The organism is Arthrobacter sp. SLBN-112, assembly GCF_030944625.1.
In the GTDB taxonomy this organism is placed as follows: Bacteria; Actinomycetota; Actinomycetes; order Actinomycetales; family Micrococcaceae; genus Arthrobacter.
In genome coordinates this window covers 787,224-807,415 of sequence record NZ_JAUSXY010000001.1, presented here as the reverse complement: position 1 = coordinate 807,415, position 20,192 = coordinate 787,224, and the positions used below count along the sequence as shown (strand labels likewise).

Sequence of the window (20,192 nt, the reverse complement as noted above, 5' to 3'; positions counted from 1 at the left end):
TTATCGTGCTGGCATTCTCTAGTCTGCGGAAACAACAATGTGGCGTCCGGAGCCTTCGCCCTCGGACTCGCTGACCAAGCCGAGGTCAGCCACGGCGTCGTGCACAATCTTGCGTTCGTAGGCACTCATCGGCTCGAGGGCAACCGGCTTGCCGGATTCCTTGACGGAAGCTGCTGCGTCTTCGGCAATCTTCTGCAGGTGGCCGGTGCGTTCCTGCCGGTAACCATTGATGTCCAGCACAAGCCGGGAACGGTTCTCGGTGGCGGAGAGTACAGCCAGCCGGGTGAGCTCCTGGAGGGCTTCAAGCACCTCGCCGTCTTCACCTACCAGGCCTTCGAGGCCCTCGGTCTCGTCCTCGGCAACAATCGAGATGTACGTGCGGCCGTTGCGGACCTCGATGTCGATATCGCCGTCAATGTCAGCGATATCCAGCAGTTCCTCAAGGTAGTCGGCAGCGACGTCTCCCTCTTCTTCGAGGCGGCTGGCGGCGGAGGACTTGGGGGAAGCGTCCTGGTTCACAGACTCATCCTGGTCTGCGATTTCTTCGGAAAGGACGTGCTCGGTGCTCTCGGCTGACATTACTTCTTCTTCCTGTTCTTGCGCTGGGGCTGGACGCGCTGTCCCTTGGCTTCCACGGCGGCAGCCGCGGCGGCGTCGGCTGCTTCATCCCGCTTCCCGGTGAGGACAGAGAGGGCCGGCAGGCCCCTGGCGGCGCGGCGCTCGGCGAGGGCCTTCGCGGCGGGGGATCCCGGCGTCGGCATGCGGCGGATCACAAAGAACTGCTGTCCCATGGTCCAGAGGTTGGTGGTGGTCCAGTAGATCAGGACGCCAATGGGGAAGTTGATGCCACCCACGCCGAAGACCACCGGCAGGATATAGAGCATCATCTTCTGCTGCCGCATGAACGGGCTGGCCATGGCCTCTTCGGACATGTTCTTGGCCATGATCTGCTTCTGGGTGATGAACTGGGAGGCAGTCATGGCCAGGATCATCACGATAGAGAGCACCACCACGGCGGTGTTCCCCGCACCGCCATGCAGCAGTGCGGCGGACAACGGTGCACCGAAGATGCTGGAGGCATCGAACTCCACCACCTGCTCGTGGCTCATCGCCCCGATGCCGGCACCCTGGTCCTTTGCCTGGGAAATGCCCGAGAGCACCTGGAACAGGGCGAAGAAGAAGGGCATCTGGATCAGCATGGGCAGGCAGGCTGAGAACGGGTTGGTCCCGTGCTTCTTGTACATGGCCATCTGTTCCTGGGCCATGGCCTGGCGGGACAGCTGGTCGGTCTTGCCCTTGTACTTTTCCTGCAGCTTCTTCAGGTCCGGCTGCAGCAGCTGCATACCGCGCTGGGCCTTGATCTGCTTGACGAATACCGGGATCAGGGCGGCACGGATCACCAGCACCAGCCCGATGATGGCCAATGTCCAGGTCCAGCCGTTCGCGGCGGGCATGCCAATGCTGCTCAGCCCGTCGTGGAACGCCACCATAATGAACGAAACCAGCCACTTGAACGGGCCGATTATTGCTCCAAAGATGTCCATACTTATCCCTATTCGTCAGGCCGCACTGCGGCCTTCTTCATCAGTCCGAGCAACCAGGTACTTGTCCGGATTGTTCAGCACAACAATTGTGGGGGTACGGCCCGCAGGCCATTCCCGGCCGCCGGCGGGGACGTGGTCCACTCCGCCGGCATTCCATGGGTGGCAGTGGCCAAGGCGCCGGACCGCGAGCCAGCTTCCCTTGACAGCGCCGTGGACGGTGACCGCTTCAAGGGCATAGGCCGAGCATGAAGGGAAGAACCGGCAGACGGGGCCGTACAAGGGAGAAACCACCTTGCGGTAGGCCATCAACAGAAGAATGAGGATGTTCCGGGGCAGGTTCCAGAGGAACTTTGCGACGGCGGCAGTCACGTTCCGGAAACGGGCGACGGCGGCAGTGGCGTTAGGCACGCGTTGTCCCCTCCCGTGTTGTACCGGCCGAACCTTTGGCGGCAGGCCGTGGTGGCCGTCCGGCCAGCCGGCCCTGGGTTGTTTCCAGTGCTGCCCTGTAATCCGCCAGCAGTTGATCCCAACTGGCGGACGCCGATGCGGGCAGTGCCCGGACAACAATGGCGAGTCCAATTGGGTGTTCGCGCAGTGAGGCAGCAGCCGCTTCCCTCAGTCTTCTCTTAACGAGGTTCCTGACCACGGCGTTCCCTACACTCTTGGAAACAATGAACCCGATCCGGCTGGGTTCGTCGGCAGCGATGGCTGCCGCATATAACACTACGTTCCGGCGCCCATTGCGGACACCGGAACGTACGGTTGTTGAAAAATCGGTTGCAGTCCTCAGGCGGTTGCGGGCGGCCAGCACCTTAAACTCGCAAAGGGATGTCTACCGACGAGTCAGTTATTTAGGCCGAAAGCTCGGTACGGCCCTTGCCACGACGGGCTGCCAGGATGGCGCGGCCGGCACGGGTACGCATACGAAGGCGGAAGCCGTGCTTCTTGGCTCGACGGCGGTTATTCGGCTGAAAAGTCCGCTTGCTCACGTTAGTTACTCCAGTGGATCAAAGGTGCGCCCACCCGATCAGTAATGGGGAAGAACTGGCCGACGCTAAGTTTTGTATATGCACGCTTCCCCCGGCTGTCCAAGCGCAGTGCGCCTGGAAGTTCAGATGGGGCCAAAAAGCGGACACAAAGGACTTCACAACGTTAGGGCAATCCAAGGCCCGGAGTCAAACCGGGACAGCCCTGCAGTGCTATCCCCAGCTGTGCCTAAGTATCCCCAACAGGCTGTGGATGAAGTGGCTCACAGAGGCGTTTCGGGAACCACAACCATGTAATTATCCACAGCCGGATAGCCAGCTATCTTCTAGGCTTTTGATCCCCTAGAGTGTCCCAGTAGCCGATTATCCACGGACTGTGCATAACCCTGTGGATTAAGTTGGGCCAGCATCCTGGTTCCGGACTTGGGGCTGCAGGCAATGCAGGCATAGCAAGTTTTGAGGGAACCGATTGATGACAGTAGACGAAGCCAACCACGCCAATACTGTCGGAAGTTCCTGGCGCCGGGTTGTCAGCCTGCTGGAACAGGACCACCGTGTTTCACCGCGCCAGCGGGGTTTTGTCATCCTCGCCCAGGCCCAAGGCCTGATCGGCTCCACCCTCCTGGTGGCCGTGCCCAACGAACTCACGCGGGAAGTGCTTCAGACCCAGGTCAAGGATGCCCTTGACGATGCACTGCACAATGTCTTTTCCGAGGACATCCGTTGTGCCATCGACGTCGACACCGACCTGGTGCCCATTCACGTAGAGCCCGAGCCCGTCGTCGAACCTGCTTACGCGCCGGACCAGCTGATCGAACAGAAGCCGCAGCCCATGCTGCCCAGCACCTCGCACGAATTCGGCCGGCTGAACCCCAAGTACGTTTTCGATACGTTCGTGATTGGTTCCTCCAACCGCTTTGCCCATGCAGCCGCCGTCGCTGTCGCCGAAGCGCCCGCCAAGGCCTACAACCCGCTGTTCATCTACGGTGACTCCGGGCTCGGTAAAACCCACCTCCTGCACGCGATCGGGCACTACGCCCGCCGGCTCTACAGCGGCATCCGGGTCCGGTACGTCAATTCCGAAGAATTCACCAACGACTTCATCAACTCCATTCGGGACGACGAAGGCGCAAGCTTCAAAACCACCTACCGCAACGTGGACGTCCTGTTGATCGATGACATCCAGTTCCTGGCCGGCAAGGACCGCACGCTGGAGGAGTTCTTCCACACCTTCAACTCGCTGCACAACAACAACAAGCAGGTGGTCATTACCTCGGACCAGCCGCCCAAGCTGCTCGCCGGTTTCGAGGACCGGATGAAGTCCCGGTTCGAATGGGGACTGCTGACGGACATCCAGCCGCCGGAACTTGAAACGCGTATCGCAATCTTGCGGAAGAAGGCCCTCAGCGAGGGACTGTCGGCACCGGATGATGCCCTGGAGTACATCGCCTCCAAGATCTCCAGCAACATCCGTGAGCTCGAGGGCGCGCTGATCCGCGTCACCGCCTTCGCCAGCCTGAACCGGCAGCCGGTGGATGTTGCGCTGGCGGAAATGGTCTTGAAGGACCTGATCACCGATGACGGCGCACAGGAAATCACGTCCGCCCAAATCCTGCAGCAGACGGCTGACTACTTCAAGCTCAGCATGGAAGAACTCTGCAGCAAGTCCCGCACCCGGACCCTGGTCACGGCCCGTCAGATCGCCATGTACCTCTGCCGGGAGCTGACGGACATGTCGCTGCCCAAGATCGGGCAGGAACTCGGCGGCCGCGACCACACCACGGTCATCCATGCCGACCGCAAGATCCGTGAGCTCATGGCCGAGCGCCGTGTGATTTACAACCAGGTGACGGAACTGACCAACCGGATCAAGCAGCAGCAGCGCGACTCCTGAATCCACACCGGACCGCGCACTCTATACCTTATTAACAGGGGCATGTGGATAAGCCTGTGGATACTTAAGGGGACAAGCGCGGTTAATGGGCTTAAAACCCTTAAGGCGTCTGTGGATCGTCAAAAACAGCCCTTTGAGTTGTCCCCATCCACACCCTGTTTAAAACCCAGGTAACGCACACTCCGTGAACAGGGCTTAACCCCGGAAACGTGGGCCAGGATCGGGTTATCCACAGTTTCCACAGCAGTTATTAACACTACGAATCCCAAAAAATTGAATTCCCTCAAACAACAAGATCCATCCGCACGTCCACCCGGCGGGGACACCGGCCCCTGAAAGGGCCGGGCCGGGGTCTTAGGGATGGGTTAATCGCGGATCTTCCGGCTAAGCTGTCAGCAGCGCTCCCATCCCCGGGTTTTGTGTGGTTTCCGTCTGCACGGACCATGCACCGGCCGCGGCGCGCAGAACATCTTCCGGAGTTTCCCTGCGAAGTTCCCGGGTTTACATGGCAGCAGCAATGAAAGGCGGCACCCTTCCGTGAAGTTCAGAGTCGATCGGGACGTCCTGGCAGAAGCCGTCACCTGGACAGCCCGCTCGTTGTCTCCACGGCCGCCGGTTCCTGTCCTTTCCGGCCTTCTGCTGAAGGCCGAAGGCGGAACCGTCAGCCTCTCGAGCTTTGACTACGAAACCTCGGCAAGGCTCGAAATCGCAGCTGACATCAGGGACGAGGGAACCATCCTTGTTTCCGGCCGGCTGCTCGCGGACATCTGCCGCAGCCTCCCGTCCGCACCGGTGGATGTCGAAACCGACGGCAACAAGGTCACCCTCACCTGCCGTCGAAGCAGCTTCCACCTGGCCACCATGCCCGAAGCCGAGTACCCACCGCTGCCGGCCCTCCCCGCCATCAGTGGCACCGTACCCGGGGATGCCTTCGCGCAGGCTGTTTCCCAGGTGATCATCGCCGCCAGCAAGGACGACACCCTGCCCATCCTCACCGGCGTCCGAATGGAGATCGAGGACGATCTGATCACCCTCCTGGCCACTGACCGCTACCGGCTGGCCATGCGCGAAGTTCCGTGGAAGCCGGTGACCCCCGGCATCTCCACCAGCGCCCTGGTGAAGGCCAAAACCCTGAACGAAGTAGCCAAAACGCTGGGCAACAGCGGCGATATCAACCTCGCCTTGTCCGACGACGACAGCCGGCTTATCGGATTCGAAAGCGGCGGACGCACCACTACGTCCCTGCTGGTGGACGGTGATTACCCGAAGATCCGGTCCCTGTTCCCGGAATCCACGCCAATCCACGCCACGGTCCAGACCCAAGAGCTGGTGGAAGCCGTCCGCCGCGTGTCGCTCGTCGCCGAACGCAACACCCCGGTCCGGCTGGCTTTCAGCAACGGCCTGCTCAACCTCGATGCCGGAACCGGTGAGGACGCCCAGGCTTCGGAAGAGCTTGAGGCCCAGCTGTCCGGGGAAGACATCACGGTCGCTTTCAAACCCGCACTACCTGATCGAAGGCCTCAGCGTCATCGAGACGAAATTTGTCCGCTTCTCGTTCACCACGGCACCCAAGCCCGCCATGATCACGGCGCAGGCAGACGCCGACGGTGAAGACCAGGATGACTACCGCTACCTGGTAATGCCCGTCCGCCTCCCCAACTAGTCCCCATCGGCTCCCAGCCTTCGCAAGCTCAGGCCGGGTCCCTCGCCGATGGGGCCCCAACCACCGCCACCCCTTCCCAACCAGCGCAGGAAAGAGTTCCACCATGCACATTGGACTGATTGGCCTCGGAAAAATGGGTTTCAACATGCGTGAACGCCTGCGCAAAGGTGGCCTGGAGGTCACTGGCTATGACCGCAATCCCGACGTCACGGACGCGGCGAGCGTCGATGACCTGATCGCTGCCGTTCCGGCGCCGAGGATCATCTGGGTCATGGTCCCGGCCGGCCCCGTCACGGACGCCGTGATCACAGAACTAAGCGGCAAGCTCGTTCCCGGCGATCTTGTGATCGACGGCGGAAACTCACGGTTTACGGAAGATCAGAAGCACGGCGAGGTGCTTGCCGCCAAAGGCATCCGGTTCGCGGACTGCGGCGTTTCCGGCGGGGTATGGGGCCTGCAGAACGGTTACGGCCTGATGGCGGGCGGGGATGCCCAGGACATTGAACGCGCACTGCCGGTCTTTGATGCGCTGCGGCCGGAAGGTGAAAGGGCTGACAGCTTCGTCCACGTTGGCGGAATCGGCGCCGGCCACTACGCCAAGATGGTGCACAACGGGATCGAATACGGCCTGATGCAGGCGTACGCCGAGGGATACGAACTGCTGGCCGCCAAGGACATTGTCACGGACCTGCCGGGCACGTTCCGGGCATGGCAAAAGGGAACCGTGGTTCGTTCCTGGCTGCTGGACCTCATGGTCAAGGCCCTGGACGAGGATCCCGGACTGGCATCCATCGACGATTACGTTGAGGACTCGGGCGAGGGCCGCTGGACGGTGGAAGAAGCCATCGCCAACGCTGTTCCGGCCCCGGCCATCACGGCTGCCCTGTTCGCCCGTTTTGCCTCCAGGGAGGATACGTCCCCCGCAATGAAGATGGTTTCTGCGCTGCGCCACCAGTTCGGCGGCCATGCAACCCGTCCCGCCAAGTAGCACCCACCGGGAGCCATCACCGCTTCCAGAATTGCCGACCACCGCGTGTACCTTGAACATCTTTCGCTGACAGACTTCCGCAGCTACGCCCAGGTTGACCTAAGCCTGGGCCCGGGCGTCACTGTCCTGGTGGGATACAACGGCATCGGCAAGACCAACCTGATGGAAGCCATCGGCTACCTGGCCACCCTCAGCTCCCACAGGGTCAGTTCCGACGCCCCCCTGCTGCGGTTCGGCACGGAGCGCGCATTGGTCCGGGCACGCCTGGTCCGCGGCGGGCAGACCACGGTGCTTGAGCTGGAAATCAACGCCGGCCGGGCCAACCGCGGCCGGATCAACCGCAGCAACCCGGTCCGTGCCCGTGACCTCCTGGGCATCTGCCAGACCGTGCTCTTCGCACCTGAGGACCTGACACTGGTTAAGGGTGATCCCGCCAACCGCCGGCGCTTCCTGGACGAATTGCTCGCCAGTCTCATCCCGCACCATGCAGCTACCCGCAGCGATTACGACCGCGTCCTGAAACAACGCAACGCGCTGCTCAAATCAGCGCGCTCCGGACGGTTCACAACTGCCCATGAGGCCACCTTGGATGTCTGGGACCAGCACATGGCCCGCGCCGGAGCACAATTGCTGCACGCCCGGCTGGAACTGGTGGAACGGCTCCGGCCGCACCTTGCCCGTGCCTACGCTGAGCTGACAGACGCCTCCAAGGCCGCCGACGCCATCTACCGGTCAACGCTTCAGAACCAGATGGACGACGACGGCGTTCCGGCCCCAGGTGCCCAGCGCACCGCAGGCGCGGGTACTTCAGCCGGCCAGGAGGACCTGCGCCTGCTCACCGTCGACCAGCTGACCGGACGCTATATCCAGGCGTTCGCAGAATCACGGAAGAAGGAACTGGAACGGGGCATTTCGCTCGTCGGTCCGCACCGTGACGAACTGGAGCTCATGCTCGGCCAGGCGCCCGCGAAGGGATATGCCTCACACGGCGAGACCTGGTCCATGTGCCTGTCCCTGCGTTTGGCCTCGTACTACGTGATGCTCGATGACGCCCGGACCGGAGGTTCGGCCCCCATCCTGATCCTGGACGACGTCTTTGCCGAACTCGATGTCCAGCGTCGGCGTAAACTGGCGGCTATAGTCTCCGGCGCGGAACAGGTCCTGGTGACCGCCGCCGTCGACGCCGATATTCCGGAAGAGCTGTCCGGGCGGCGGGTGAAGGTCATCCCGGGAGGAATCGATGAGCAGTGACGAGGGCGCCGGGCCGCAGCCCGGCCGCGAACCCGACCACATCGATGCCCCGCAGGCTGCACTGAACCGGATGCGCGAGGCAGCTGCCGCCCGCGGCGAAGTCCGAAGGAAGGCGTCCCGGCCCGGATCCCAGAAAGCCAAGGGCAGTATCCGTGACACCCGCGGCTTCAGCCAGTTCCACGCCACCGGCCGGGACCCCCTTGGCCTGGGCAAAGTCGTTGGCCGGCTGGTTGCAGAACGCGGCTGGACTTCGCCGGTGGCGGTCGGTTCCGTCATGGCGGAATGGGCCACCCTGGTGGGCCCGGAGATTTCCGCCCACTGCACGCCCGAAAGCTTCACCGATACCACCCTGCACGTGCGGTGTGACTCCACGGCCTGGGCCACCCAGCTCAGGCTCCTGAGCACCAGCCTGCTGGACAAATTCCGCCGGGAACTGGGTGACGGCGTGGTCACCAGGATCCAGGTCCTCGGCCCTTCCGCACCCAGCTGGCGCAAGGGCGGACGCAGCGTCAACGGGCGTGGACCCCGGGACACCTACGGATAGCCGCGGCCGCAGCTCTTGAAACTTCGCCCAAAGGCGTATAGAGGCCGGTAGGGGCCACGGCGTGTATAGGCACCCGGAGGGCGCACCACCGGGCCGCCCTAGGTGGGGCCAAGAGCCTTGTACAGGCATATTCTCCGCCCGCCCACGGCCCTGGAATGCGGGGATATGGGTGTGTTCGCGGTAGAATTGACCGAGATAACTGGGCGCGGGTGAAACGTTGACTTCAGTCCGTTCTCCGCGCGCGTTCCGCACGCAGAGCGCGGATCACCGACCGTCATCGAGTCACCGGCGCCATAAGTTTGTGCCTGTTGGCGGGTCACTTTTCCCTGCGAAAAGAAATCAGCCGGCCATCATCGAGAACAGAGGAGTCGCAGCGCCTGTGGCTAACGACAATACAGATATTCTGGCAGCAGATACAGCGGTCGAGGATGGCCGGACCCCTGATACTCCGGCTGCGTCAACCAGCCCAAGGGAGTACGGCGCCAGCGACATCACTGTCCTTGAAGGCCTCGAAGCTGTCCGGAAGCGCCCGGGCATGTACATCGGCTCCACCGGTCCCCGCGGCCTCCACCACCTGGTCTATGAGGTCGTGGACAACTCCGTGGATGAGGCACTGGCCGGCTACTGCAGCCATATCGAAGTGGTCCTGCAGGCCGACGGCGGTGTCAAAGTAGTCGACGACGGCCGCGGAATCCCGGTGGACATGCACCCCACCGAGCACAAACCCACCGTCGAGGTGGTGATGACCATCCTGCACGCCGGCGGCAAGTTCGGCGGCGGCGGGTATGCGGTCTCCGGCGGCCTGCACGGTGTGGGTATTTCCGTGGTCAACGCGCTCTCCAGCAGGGTGGACACCGAAGTGCGGCGCCAGGGCCACGTCTGGCGAATGTCTTTTGCCGACGGTGGCAAGCCCCAGGGCGGCCTGGTCCAGGGTGAAGAGACCGATACCACCGGCACCACCCAGACCTTCTATCCGGACCCGGCGATCTTCGAAAGCACGGAGTTCGATTTCGAGACCCTCCGCGCCCGCTTCCAGCAGATGGCTTTCCTCAACAAGGGCCTGCGCATCACGTTGACGGATGAGCGTGCGGCCGACGGCGATGAGGCCGACGGCGACCTTGACCTTGACGACCTCAGCACCGACGGCGAGATCAGCGCCGAACACCGCACCGTGGTGTACCAGTACGACGAAGGCCTGCTGGACTACGTCAAGCACCTGAACTCCGGCAAAAAGGTGGAGGTGGTCCACGAGGACGTCATTGCCTTCGAGACTGAGGACACCGAACGTAAGATCGCCCTTGAAATGGCGATGCAGTGGACCAGTGCCTATTCCGAGAGTGTGCACACGTACGCCAACACCATCAATACCCATGAGGGCGGTACCCACGAAGAAGGTTTCCGTGCTGCACTGACGTCCCTGATCAACCGGTACGCCCGGGAAAAGGGCATCATCAAGGAGAAGGACGACAACCTCACGGGCGACGACATCCGCGAGGGCCTTACCGCCGTCATCTCCGTCAAGCTGGCCGAGCCCCAGTTCGAAGGCCAGACCAAGACCAAACTGGGCAACTCCGAGGTCAAGGGATTCGTCCAGCGCGTGGTCACCGACGGCCTGGGCGACTGGCTGGAGCGCAACCCGGGCCCGGCCCGCGATGTCATCCGCAAGGCCATCTCGGCAGCCCAGGCACGCATGGCTGCAAGGAAGGCCCGCGACAACGCCCGGCGCAAGAGCCCACTGGAATCGTTCGGCATGCCGGGCAAGCTTTCTGACTGCTCCTCCAAGGACCCGGAAAAGTGCGAGGTCTACATCGTGGAGGGTGACTCCGCCGGGGGTTCCGCCAAGCGCGGCCGCAACCCCGAAACGCAGGCCATCCTGCCCTTGCGCGGCAAGATTTTGAATGTGGAGCGTGCCCGCCTGGACAAGGCCCTGGGCAACGCGGAGGTCCAGTCCATGATCACTGCCTTCGGCACCGGGATCGGCGAGGACTTCGACCTCGCCAAACTCCGGTACCACAAGATCGTCCTCATGGCAGATGCCGACGTGGATGGCCAGCACATCACCACCCTGCTGATGACCCTGCTGTTCCGTTACATGCGTCCGCTGATCGAGAACGGCTACGTCTACCTGGCACAGCCGCCGCTGTACCGGATCAAATGGTCCAACGCGCCGCACGACTACGTCTACAGCGACCGCGAACGCGACGCCAAACTGGTGGCGGGCCAGGCTGCCGGACGCCGCATCCCCAAGGACAACGGCATCCAGCGCTACAAGGGCCTGGGAGAGATGGACTACACCGAACTCTGGGATACCACCATGGACCCCGACCACCGCACCCTGCTGCAGGTGACCATGGATGACGCCCTCGCCGCCGACCAGATCTTCTCCGTCCTCATGGGCGAAGACGTGGAGTCACGGCGCAACTTCATTCAGCAGAACGCCAAGGACGTCAGGTTCCTGGACATCTAAGGACCCGCTCCAAAGTATTCGGAACCAGACATATACCTGAAACGGAAAATAAAGAATGAGCGACGAAACCCCCGAGATTCCCCGCCCCCGAGGCCGGAGAACCGGACACCGTTCTTGAAGGCGACGTGCTGATCGACCGTGTGGAGCAGGTGGACCTGCAGACGGAAATGCAGCGTTCCTACCTCGACTACGCCATGGCCGTCATCGTTGGACGTGCCCTCCCGGACGTCCGCGACGGCCTCAAGCCCGTGCACCGCCGCGTGCTCTACGCGATGTTCGACGGTGGATACCGCCCCGACCGTTCCTTCAACAAGTGCGCCCGCGTGGTGGGTGAGGTCATGGGCCAGTACCACCCGCACGGCGACACCGCCATCTACGACGCTTTGGTCCGCCTCATCCAGGACTGGACCATGCGCTACCCGCTGGCACTCGGACAGGGCAACTTCGGTTCACCGGGCAATGACGGTGCCGCCGCACCCCGGTACACCGAAACCAAGATGGCGCCGCTGGCCATGGAAATGGTCCGCGACATCGACGAGGAAACCGTCGACTTCCAGGACAACTACGACGGCAAGAACCAGGAACCCACCATCCTGCCGGCCAGGTTCCCCAACCTGCTGGTCAACGGTTCCTCCGGCATCGCCGTCGGCATGGCCACCAACATCCCCCCGCACAACCTCCGTGAAGTGGCGGACGGCGTCCAGTGGTACCTGGCCAACCCCGGCGCCAGCCGCGAGGAACTCCTCGAAGAACTGCTGCTGCGGGTCAAGGGTCCGGACTTCCCCACGGGCGCCACCATCCTGGGCCACAAGGGCATCGAAGACGCCTACCGGACCGGGCGCGGTTCCGTCACCATGCGTGCCGTGGTAGCCGTGGAGGAACTGCAGGGCCGCACCTGCCTGGTGGTCACGGAACTGCCGTACCAGGCCAACCCGGACAACCTGGCCATCAAGATCGCCGAGTTGGTCAAGGACGGCAAGATCTCCGGCATCGCGGACCTCCGCGACGAAACCTCCGGACGTACGGGCCAGCGCCTGGTAATCGTCCTGAAGCGGGACGCTGTACCCAAGGTGGTGCTGAACAACCTATACAAGCACACTGAGCTGCAGAGCAACTTCTCCGCCAACATGCTGGCCATCGTTGACGGCGTGCCCCGGACGCTCAGCCTGGATGCGTTCATCCGGCACTGGGTGACCCACCAGATGGATGTCATTGCGCGCCGAACCCGGTACCGCCTCCGCAAGGCCGAAGAAGAAGCCCATATCCTCCGCGCCCTCTTGAAGGCACTGGATATGCTCGACGAGGTCATCGCCCTGATTCGCGCCTCCAACACCACCGAAGCCGCACGCGACGGGTTGATGGAACTGCTCGATATCGACGAGCTGCAGGCCCGGGCCATCCTGGACATGCAGCTGCGCCGGCTGGCCGCCCTGGAACGCCAGAAGATCCAGGACCGGCACACCGAACTCGAGGCCCTGATCGCCGAATACAACGCGATCCTCGCTTCCGAGCAGCGCCAGCGCGAGATCATCAGCGTCGAGTTGGCCGAAATCGTGGACAAGCACGGCGACGACCGCCGCACCAGGATCCTCATGGGCTTCGATGGCGACATGTCCATGGAAGACCTGATTCCCGAAGAGGAAATGGTGGTCACCATCACCCGCGGCGGCTACGTCAAGCGCACGCGCAGCGACAACTACCGCTCACAACAGCGCGGCGGCAAGGGCATCAAGGGTGCCCAGCTTCGCGGTGACGACGTCGTGGAACACTTCTTCGTCACCACTACCCACCACTGGCTGCTGTTCTTCACCAACCTCGGCCGCGTATACCGTGCCAAAGCGTACGAGCTGATGGAAGCGGGCCGCGACGCCAAGGGCCAGCACGTGGCCAACCTGCTCGCGTTCCAGCCCGACGAACACATTGCTCAGGTGCTGGACCTGAAGGACTACCAGCAGGCGCCGTACCTGGTACTCGCCACGAAGCGGGGCCTGGTGAAGAAAACCAGGCTCGAGGACTACGACACCAACCGGTCCGCAGGCGTCATTGCCATCAACCTCCGCGACGGCGACGAACTGGTTTCGGCGCAGCTCGTCTCGGAAACCGACGACCTGTTCCTGGTGTCCCGCAAGGGCCAGTCCATCCGCTTCACCGCAACGGACGACGCCCTGCGCCCCATGGGACGGGCAACATCCGGCGTTACCGGGATGAAGTTCCGTGAGGACGATGAACTGCTGGCCGCCGATGTCGTCACCGACGGATCGTTCGTCTTCATCGTGACCGAGGGCGGCTACGCCAAGCGCACCGAGGTGGAGGAATACCGCCTCCAGGGCCGCGGCGGACTCGGTATCAAAGTAGGTAAGTACCAGGAAGAACGCGGCCACCTCGTGGGAGCCCTTATTGTCCAGGAAGAGGATGAAGTCCTGGTGGTCATGGAGGGTGGCAAGGTTGTCCGGTCCTCCGTGGCGGGTGTTCCGGCGAAGGGCCGTGACACGATGGGCGTCATCTTCGCCAAGCCGGACAAGAATGACCGGATCATTGAGGTGGCGCGTAACAGCGAACGGGGCCTCGAGGACGATGAATCCGGCGAGGATGACGTAACGTTGGCTGAAGATGGCGGGCCCGCTGGGGATTCCGCCGCGCCAGCAATGGCAGAAGAATCACCGGCCGTTGAGTCAGAGGACGCCTCGGGCGACGCTGAGCCGAACGAAGACAACACGGAGGTAACGAGTGAGTAATTCCGACTCATTTCCCAAGCCGAACAGCACTGTTCCCGACGGGAACCGGCCTTCAGCGGCGCCCCGCGTGAACGCCCCCGTCCGTCCGCAGCAGCGCCCGGCAGCAGCCGCAGGCGCTCCCGGCCAGCGTCCCGCTGTCCCGGGCCAGCGGCCCCAGCAGGGCGACCGCCCTGCGCAGCCCGGCCAGCGGCCCTTCCAGGGACAGCCCGGCCAGCGTCCGGCCCAGGGATCCCAAGGACAGGGAAACCCCGGCCTGGTCAAGCCTGCACCGAAGGCCAAGGTCCGGCGGGCACGGTTGCTGATCAGCAAGGTGGACCCCTGGTCCGTGCTGAAGATGGCATTCCTGCTCTCCGTGGCACTGGGCATCGTCACTGTGGTGGCGGCAATCGTCCTGTGGACGGTCCTGGACCTGACCGGAATCTTCGACCAGGTGGACAGCCTGCTGGGGACGCTTGCCGGCTCTGAAAGCGGCGGCTTCGAATTGAAGAAGGTGGCTTCGCTCGGGCAGGTAGCTTCGTTCGCCACCATCATCGCAGTGGTCAACGTTGTCCTGCTGACGGCGCTGTCCATGCTCTCTGCTGTCCTCTACAACATCTCCGCCACCCTGGTAGGCGGAATCGGCGTCACCCTGACGGACGATTAAGAACCCGTTTTCGCCGGCGGCAATCCGGTGAAGATGCCCGATTTGAGATCGGGCCGGGGTGTGCTGTAAAGTCATATCTCGGCCCGATGAGGCATCGGGGCGTATAGCTCAGGCGGTTAGAGCGCTTCGCTGATAACGAAGAGGTCCCAGGTTCAAGTCCTGGTACGCCCACGGAACCTGTGCAGGTTTCAAACGGAGGTTGGTCCGGATTCATCCGGCACCCGACCGGAACGGGGAGCATGTGAAGAAGTTGCTGGTACTCGCAGCGGCGATCGCAGGCTTCCTGGTCTTCCGGAAAGCACAGGAATCCGAAGCCCGGAAAACAGTCTGGAGCAAGTCAACCGACACGGTGGACTAGCTGGGACACCAGGTCCGGAAGCCGTCAAGGCCTCCCCGGTTCCTAGGGTATGATGGACGGGTTGCTTCTTATGGGGGCATGGCGCAATTGGTAGCGCACCTGCTTTGCAAGCAGGGGGTTCGGGGTTCGAGTCCCCGTGCCTCCACCATAAGAAAGTCCCGGTCAGCGGAAACGCCGGCCGGGACTTTTTGTTCTCCTTCCCCGCGGGGATTGCCTCAGGGGGTATTCAAATGAACTTTTTCTTCGCGGCCCTGGGAGTCCTCGGAGTCGCCTCATCGGGTCCCCTCATTGCCGCCACCTTGGGCGCCACCAGCGTCAGCGCCCTCGCGATCGCTTTTTGGCGCAATGCCATTGGTTCCGTGGTCATGGCCGCGCCAACGCTGGTCCGGGAACCCCGCCAGTTCGGCAGCATAACCGGCCGTGAGTTCCGTTGGTCCCTGCTGGCCGCCGTCGCCCTGGCACTGCACTTCGCCTGCTTCATTACCTCGCTGCAGCTGACCTCTGTTGCCGCCGCCACTGCCCTGGTGTGCCTGCAGTCCGGCTGGATTGCCATCTTCCAGCTCATCCGGGGAACCCGGCACCGCTGGCAGGTGCTGGCCGGCCTGGGAATTGCCTTTGGCGGCGTTGTGGCAATTACCGGCTTTGACATGGGAACCTCACCCCAGGCACTCACCGGAGACGTCCTGGCTATGGCCGGAGGCGCCCTGGCGGGGCTCTACACACTGGCAGGGGGCAAGGCGCGGCAGAGCATGACTACGGGGACGTACACCACGCTCTGTTACGGCATGTGCGCGGTCCTCGTGGCGGTACTGGCACTGGCAGCCGGCCAGCCGCTGGGCGGGTTTGAGCCGGCAGGATGGCTGGGCATCGCGGCCATCACCGTCTGCGCCCAATTAGTGGGCCATACGGCGTTCAACCACCTGCTGGCCACCATGAGTCCGCTCATCGTCTCGATGATCATCCTGCTGGAGATCCCGGGAGCCGCGTTGCTGGCCGCCGTCTTCCTGCATGAGACCCTTCCGGCGGGCACCTATGCCGGGCTGGGCCTCATCCTGGCGGGACTCGCCGTCGTCGTCCTGGGACAACGGTCCGGGAGGGCCGGGAAGCGGCCGCTGCCGCCCGGGGAGGAACCGCCGCAGGGCCGTCCGCTGGCCGAACTGGGGACGGACTGACGGGAAGGCACCGGCTTGCGGCCGGCAAGGCCTATTGTCCGCCGCGACGGGCGGGCTGGGCCGTGTTGACCGTGTGGATGGCCCGCAGGAGCTTGGCCGGGAAGTACACCGAAAAGAAGACCACCATGGGGGCCTTCAACGCCATCTTCCGCACATTGTGGGCTTTGTAGGTCCGGTCGAAGCGGGTGACGTAGTAGCGGTAGTCCCGCGGAGAGTCCTCAAGCCGGCGGGCGGACATGCCGGACACCATCTGCGGCCAGTAGCGGACCGGCAGCTCATGGTCGGCAAGGTGCAGGGACAAGTCGATGTCCTCGTGCATCTCGTCTTTTTCGTCCCGGCAGGTCTCGGCCCGGATGGTTTCCCAGGCACTGGCGCGCAGGGCCATGTTGGAGCCGAAAAGGAAGTGGTACTGGTGTTTGGCCAGCTTCAGCATGAGCTGGCGCATCTTGTCGTCCGCCTTGAGCCCGAAACGGCGCATTGGCATGTCGTAATACACCACCGGCCCGGTGGCGGCCTGGACGACGGGGTCCGCAAATGCCCTTTGCACCTGCTCCACCCAGTCGGGTTCGACGACGGAATCCGCGTCAATCCGCCCAAGGACATCTCCCGTGGCGTGATCGAGACCGAAGTTCCTGGTGGGGATCAGGCCCTGTTCCCGGTCCTGGCTGAGCAGGATGATGGGGCTCTCCGGGTATTCAAGCTGCATCTGGCTGACGATCGCGGCCGTGCGGTCGCTCGAGAGGTTGTCCACCACGATGATCTCGTGGGCCGGGACCGACTGGTAGATGGCAGCTATGAGGCACTGCCTGATGACGCTTTCCTCGTTGTACGCCGGGATAACGATGGACACGCGGAGCTGTTCGGCTGCGTCGTTCAAGGCATCCCCAGAGGATCGATCGGCTGACATCAGTTCAAATCTAGCATCCATGCAGTGTCCTGCCGCGGCCCGACAGAGGACCTGCGCGGGCACACACAAAGGGCCCCGTTCGAAAACGGAGCCCCTTGGGTGTGGTGACGGACTAGGCCTGGGTGTTGCCCTTGGCGTCGTTGCCGATGTTCGACGCAATGTTCTTGGTGGCCGTCTTGGCGTCGGTTGCCGCGGTGGATGCGTCTTCCGCGGCGTCGTCGGCCACGTGCTTGGCCTTGTCAGCGGCGTCAGCAGCGTTGTCCTTGGCCGCTTCGGCGGCATCCGCTGCCTTGTCCGCGACGGCGGCCGCGGCTGAACCTGCGGCGTCTGCAGCCTTGTCAGCGGCGTCTGCCGTGTGTTCCTTGACCTCGCCGACGGTGGTGGCCGGGACCGGAGCAGGAGTTGGGGTGACCGGCGACGGAGTCTTCCAAGGGTCCTCCACGGGCTTGGAAGCCTTCCACGCGGCCACGCCCGCGGCCACTGCAGCGGCAATCACACCAAAGACCAGCCAGCCGCGCTTCTTCTTGGGCTCGGGCTGCGACAGCTGGATGCCGACGGTGCGGCCGGCCTCGGTTGCGGCCGCCTTCAGCTGCGTGCCGGTAGCCTGTGCCTGCTCCTGGATGGCGTGCACGATTCCCGCGTCGCCGAGCTTCTGGGCGACGGCATCGACGCGGGCGGGTGCGCCCTCAAGGGTGCGGTGCACGGCCTCCGACGCCACGCCAATCTGGTCAGAGAGCTTGGGCAGGTAGTCCACCACCACCCGGTCGCGGGCGTTCAGGACCACCGGAGTGGCCTTGTCCAGGGCGTTATGCAGCTTGGGCGACGCGTTTTCCACGACGTCGTTGATCTTGGGGGCCAGCTGGGCCAGCCCGTCCTGGATCCGGGGGGTCACGGTGGCAACACCGTCGGCCAGGTTGTGCGCTGCTGTCTTCAGGCCTTCCTGGATTTTGGGAGATGCGGTATCCAGGCTGTGCTGGAGCCGGGGAACAGCCCAGTCCACCGCTGCTTCCACCCGGGGGGCCGCCCAGTCCTTGGCATTTTCCACCGCACTGGTGACCGACTGCTCAAGGTCACGGGCAATACGATCCGATTTCTTCACAACTACCTCCCGATTAATGTGACGGTTCTGTCGCTAGCCTACGTGCCCGGACCAGCCCGGGCTATTCACTCTGCGGATTTTAGGTCGATTTCACCCAGCGCGGAACTGCCGCCGCAGCCGTTGCCGCCCATAGGGGACATGGAAGAATGAGGCTTATGACTGCCATCGCAACTGCAAAAGCAACCATCCACACCAGCCTCGGCGACATCGTAGTTAACCTCTTCGGCAACCACGCGCCCAAGACGGTCAAGAACTTCGTTGGCCTTGCCACCGGCGAGCAGGCCTGGACCCACCCGGAATCCGGCGAGGACAAGACCGGCACTCCGCTGTACAACGGAACCATCTTCCACCGCATCATCAAGGACTTCATGGTCCAGGCCGGCGACCCGCTGGGCCGCGGAACCGGAGGCCCCGGCTACCGCTTTGATGACGAAATCCACCCGGAACTGAACTTCAACCAGCCCTACAAGCTCGCCATGGCCAATGCCGGCATCCAGATGGGCAAGGGCACCAACGGTTCACAGTTCTTCATCACCACCATTCCCACCGACTGGCTGCAGGGCAAGCACACCATCTTCGGTGAGGTGGCGGACGAGGAATCCAAGAAGGTCGTCGACGCTATCGAAGGCGTCCGCACCGGCATGGGTGACCGCCCCGTGGAGGATGTCACCATCAACAGCATCGACATCGAAAAGCTGTAACGCCACAGCATGAGTTACGGAATTCCGTCGGCTGAGCCGTCCGCGCAGGTTCCGGTCTGCCCCCGGCACCCGGACCGGCCCTCCTACGTGCGCTGCCAGCGCTGCGGCCGCCCGGCATGCCCGGACTGCCAGCGGGCGGCCGCCGTCGGATTCCAATGCGTTGACTGTGTCAACGAAACACGACGCACGACGCCGGAAGTACGGACGGTCTACGGGGGAGCCGTCGCCACCGGCAGGCCGATGGTGACGTTCGCCATCATTGCGGTCTGCGCGGTCCTTCAGCTCCTGCAGTTCCTCATCCCCAACCAGGGTGTCTACCAGGCCCTGGCCTTTGCCAATATCTACGCGGAACCGAAGTACGGCGAGTTCGAGCCATGGCGGATGCTCACCTCCGCATTCCTGCACTCACCGGACAACCTCCTCCACATCCTGCTCAACATGTACACGCTGTGGATCTTCGGCCAGGCCCTGGAACCAATGCTGGGCCGGCTGCGGTTCCTTGCACTGTTCATTGTCTCCGCCCTGGGCGGTTCTGTGGGATACCTGCTGCTGACACCGCTCTACGTTCCCGGCCAGCAACTCTTTGGGGTGGTGGGCGCGTCCGGAGCGATCTTCGGCCTCTTCGGCGCCATGCTCCTGGTCCAACGCCAGCGCGGAGGCGATACCCGCCAGCTCTGGGTGCTGATAGCCATCAATGGAGTCATCGGCTTCCTGGTCCCCCAGATCGCCTGGCAGGCCCACCTGGGCGGACTGATAACCGGCGGCCTCTGTGCAGCCGTCCTGGCCTACACCCCACGGGGACCCCGACAGGGCCTCATCCAGGCCGCAGGGCTCGCCGCCGTCGTGGTCCTGATTGTTGCCCTGGCGTGGGTGCGGGTCACCCTGTAGCTCCGCTAGATACACCAGCAGCCTAAATGCCCGGCACCTTTGGTGCCGGGCATTTTTTGTTTTCCACAGGTCTTATCCACAGTGTTGGTAACTTACATACGTGTAGTTCAGATGCTGTTTCCCGTCCCTTGGCCTTCGATTTCCCCAACCGGGCCGGATACCCCCGATTTCTCCACACCTGTGGATAACCTGTGGGGATACGGGTGTGTGTAAGTGGATAAGCGGACGATTCTGGCCCCCTCTGTGGATATTTACCCCGGAATGGGGCCCGGAGAGCCCGTATTTGGTGCTTTTCCAGTACTTATTGACAGCCTTATGCACACTGTTAATAAGTAACAGCACTGTAGTTTCC

The 20,192-nt window shown here is 63.2% G+C and carries 17 protein-coding genes, 2 tRNA genes and 2 pseudogenes; 14 read left to right on the top strand and 7 right to left on the bottom strand.

Annotated elements, in window-relative coordinates:
- Positions 1–18 precede the first annotated feature (18 nt).
- From QF050_RS03840 to rpmH, 5 genes are read right to left on the bottom strand one after another with little or no spacing between them, the layout of a single operon-like run.
- Positions 19–579 carry a R3H domain-containing nucleic acid-binding protein gene (locus QF050_RS03840; RefSeq protein WP_308929234.1) on the bottom strand — a complete coding sequence of 187 codons (561 nt, stop codon included), beginning with the start codon at positions 577–579 and terminating at the stop codon, positions 19–21.
- The gene (gene yidC, locus QF050_RS03835) at positions 579–1,544 is read right to left on the bottom strand and encodes a membrane protein insertase YidC (protein WP_308929233.1); all 966 of its coding nucleotides are present in this window, start codon (positions 1,542–1,544) and stop codon (positions 579–581) included. Before yidC ends, QF050_RS03840 begins: the two co-directional genes overlap by 1 nt.
- Positions 1,545–1,559: 15 nt before the next feature.
- Entirely contained in the window at positions 1,560–1,952 is a 393-nt protein-coding gene (gene yidD / locus QF050_RS03830) for a membrane protein insertion efficiency factor YidD (protein WP_308929232.1), read from the bottom strand.
- Complete coding sequence (rnpA, locus tag QF050_RS03825) at positions 1,945–2,355, bottom strand: ribonuclease P protein component (protein ID WP_308929231.1); 411 nt, start codon at positions 2,353–2,355, stop codon at positions 1,945–1,947. The genes yidD and rnpA overlap by 8 nt, the downstream gene beginning before the upstream one ends.
- 40 nt (positions 2,356–2,395) lie before the next feature.
- A complete protein-coding gene (rpmH, locus tag QF050_RS03820) occupies positions 2,396–2,533 on the bottom strand; it encodes a 50S ribosomal protein L34 (RefSeq protein ID WP_003800212.1) in 138 nt (45 codons plus the stop codon).
- Positions 2,534–3,002: 469 nt separating this feature from the next.
- Between rpmH and dnaA the strand changes: the two genes are divergently transcribed.
- The 12 genes and pseudogenes from dnaA to QF050_RS03760 all read left to right on the top strand — a co-directional run bounded on the left by dnaA (position 3,003) and on the right by QF050_RS03760 (position 16,245).
- The gene (dnaA, locus tag QF050_RS03815) at positions 3,003–4,424 is read left to right on the top strand and encodes a chromosomal replication initiator protein DnaA (protein WP_308929230.1); all 1,422 of its coding nucleotides are present in this window, start codon (positions 3,003–3,005) and stop codon (positions 4,422–4,424) included.
- A gap of 537 nt (positions 4,425–4,961) precedes the next feature.
- Positions 4,962–6,087 (top strand): annotated as a pseudogene (gene dnaN / locus QF050_RS03810) (DNA polymerase III subunit beta).
- A gap of 103 nt (positions 6,088–6,190) precedes the next feature.
- Positions 6,191–7,075 carry a phosphogluconate dehydrogenase (NAD(+)-dependent, decarboxylating) gene (gene gnd, locus QF050_RS03805; protein WP_308929229.1) on the top strand — a complete coding sequence of 295 codons (885 nt, stop codon included), beginning with the start codon at positions 6,191–6,193 and terminating at the stop codon, positions 7,073–7,075.
- 45 nt (positions 7,076–7,120) lie between these two features.
- Positions 7,121–8,326, top strand: a complete 1,206-nt coding sequence (gene recF / locus QF050_RS03800) for a DNA replication/repair protein RecF (RefSeq protein WP_308929228.1) — start codon at positions 7,121–7,123, stop codon at positions 8,324–8,326.
- Positions 8,316–8,870, top strand: coding sequence for a DciA family protein (locus QF050_RS03795; RefSeq protein ID WP_308929227.1), 555 nt, complete (start codon positions 8,316–8,318; stop codon positions 8,868–8,870). Before recF ends, QF050_RS03795 begins: the two co-directional genes overlap by 11 nt.
- Positions 8,871–9,249: 379 nt before the next feature.
- Positions 9,250–11,337 carry a DNA topoisomerase (ATP-hydrolyzing) subunit B gene (gene gyrB / locus QF050_RS03790; protein WP_308929226.1) on the top strand — a complete coding sequence of 696 codons (2,088 nt, stop codon included), beginning with the start codon at positions 9,250–9,252 and terminating at the stop codon, positions 11,335–11,337.
- A gap of 55 nt (positions 11,338–11,392) precedes the next feature.
- Positions 11,393–14,072, top strand: a pseudogene (gyrA, locus tag QF050_RS03785) (DNA gyrase subunit A).
- Positions 14,065–14,715, top strand: coding sequence for a DUF3566 domain-containing protein (locus QF050_RS03780; protein WP_308929225.1), 651 nt, complete (start codon positions 14,065–14,067; stop codon positions 14,713–14,715). Before gyrA ends, QF050_RS03780 begins: the two are co-directional and overlap by 8 nt.
- A 97-nt stretch (positions 14,716–14,812) precedes the next feature.
- Positions 14,813–14,886: transfer RNA gene (locus QF050_RS03775), tRNA-Ile, on the top strand.
- Between the two features lie 70 nt (positions 14,887–14,956).
- Positions 14,957–15,073, top strand: a complete 117-nt coding sequence (locus QF050_RS03770) for a DLW-39 family protein (protein ID WP_240617712.1) — start codon at positions 14,957–14,959, stop codon at positions 15,071–15,073.
- A 72-nt stretch (positions 15,074–15,145) separates the two neighbouring features.
- Positions 15,146–15,221 (top strand) — tRNA-Ala (locus QF050_RS03765).
- Between the two features lie 82 nt (positions 15,222–15,303).
- Positions 15,304–16,245 (top strand): DMT family transporter, encoded by a 942-nt coding sequence (locus tag QF050_RS03760; protein WP_308929224.1) that lies wholly within the window; start codon positions 15,304–15,306, stop codon positions 16,243–16,245.
- Positions 16,246–16,276: 31 nt separating this feature from the next.
- Here QF050_RS03760 and QF050_RS03755 read toward each other — a convergent pair whose 3' ends face one another.
- Together QF050_RS03755 and QF050_RS03750 are read right to left on the bottom strand one after the other, a co-directional pair.
- On the bottom strand, positions 16,277–17,152 hold the full coding sequence (locus QF050_RS03755) for a glycosyltransferase family 2 protein (RefSeq protein ID WP_308929223.1): 876 nt from the start codon (positions 17,150–17,152) through the stop codon (positions 16,277–16,279).
- A gap of 112 nt (positions 17,153–17,264) precedes the next feature.
- Positions 17,265–18,251: a hypothetical protein gene (locus QF050_RS03750; protein ID WP_308929222.1), complete on the bottom strand. Its 987-nt coding sequence runs from the start codon at positions 18,249–18,251 to the stop codon at positions 17,265–17,267.
- A 155-nt stretch (positions 18,252–18,406) separates the two neighbouring features.
- Here QF050_RS03750 and QF050_RS03745 point away from each other — a divergent pair, with 155 nt between their 5' ends.
- The gene (locus QF050_RS03745; protein ID WP_308929221.1) at positions 18,407–18,952 is read left to right on the top strand and encodes a peptidylprolyl isomerase; all 546 of its coding nucleotides are present in this window, start codon (positions 18,407–18,409) and stop codon (positions 18,950–18,952) included.
- A gap of 9 nt (positions 18,953–18,961) precedes the next feature.
- A complete protein-coding gene (locus QF050_RS03740; protein WP_308929220.1) occupies positions 18,962–19,840 on the top strand; it encodes a rhomboid family intramembrane serine protease in 879 nt (292 codons plus the stop codon).
- The last annotated feature ends 352 nt before the right edge of the window (positions 19,841–20,192 follow it).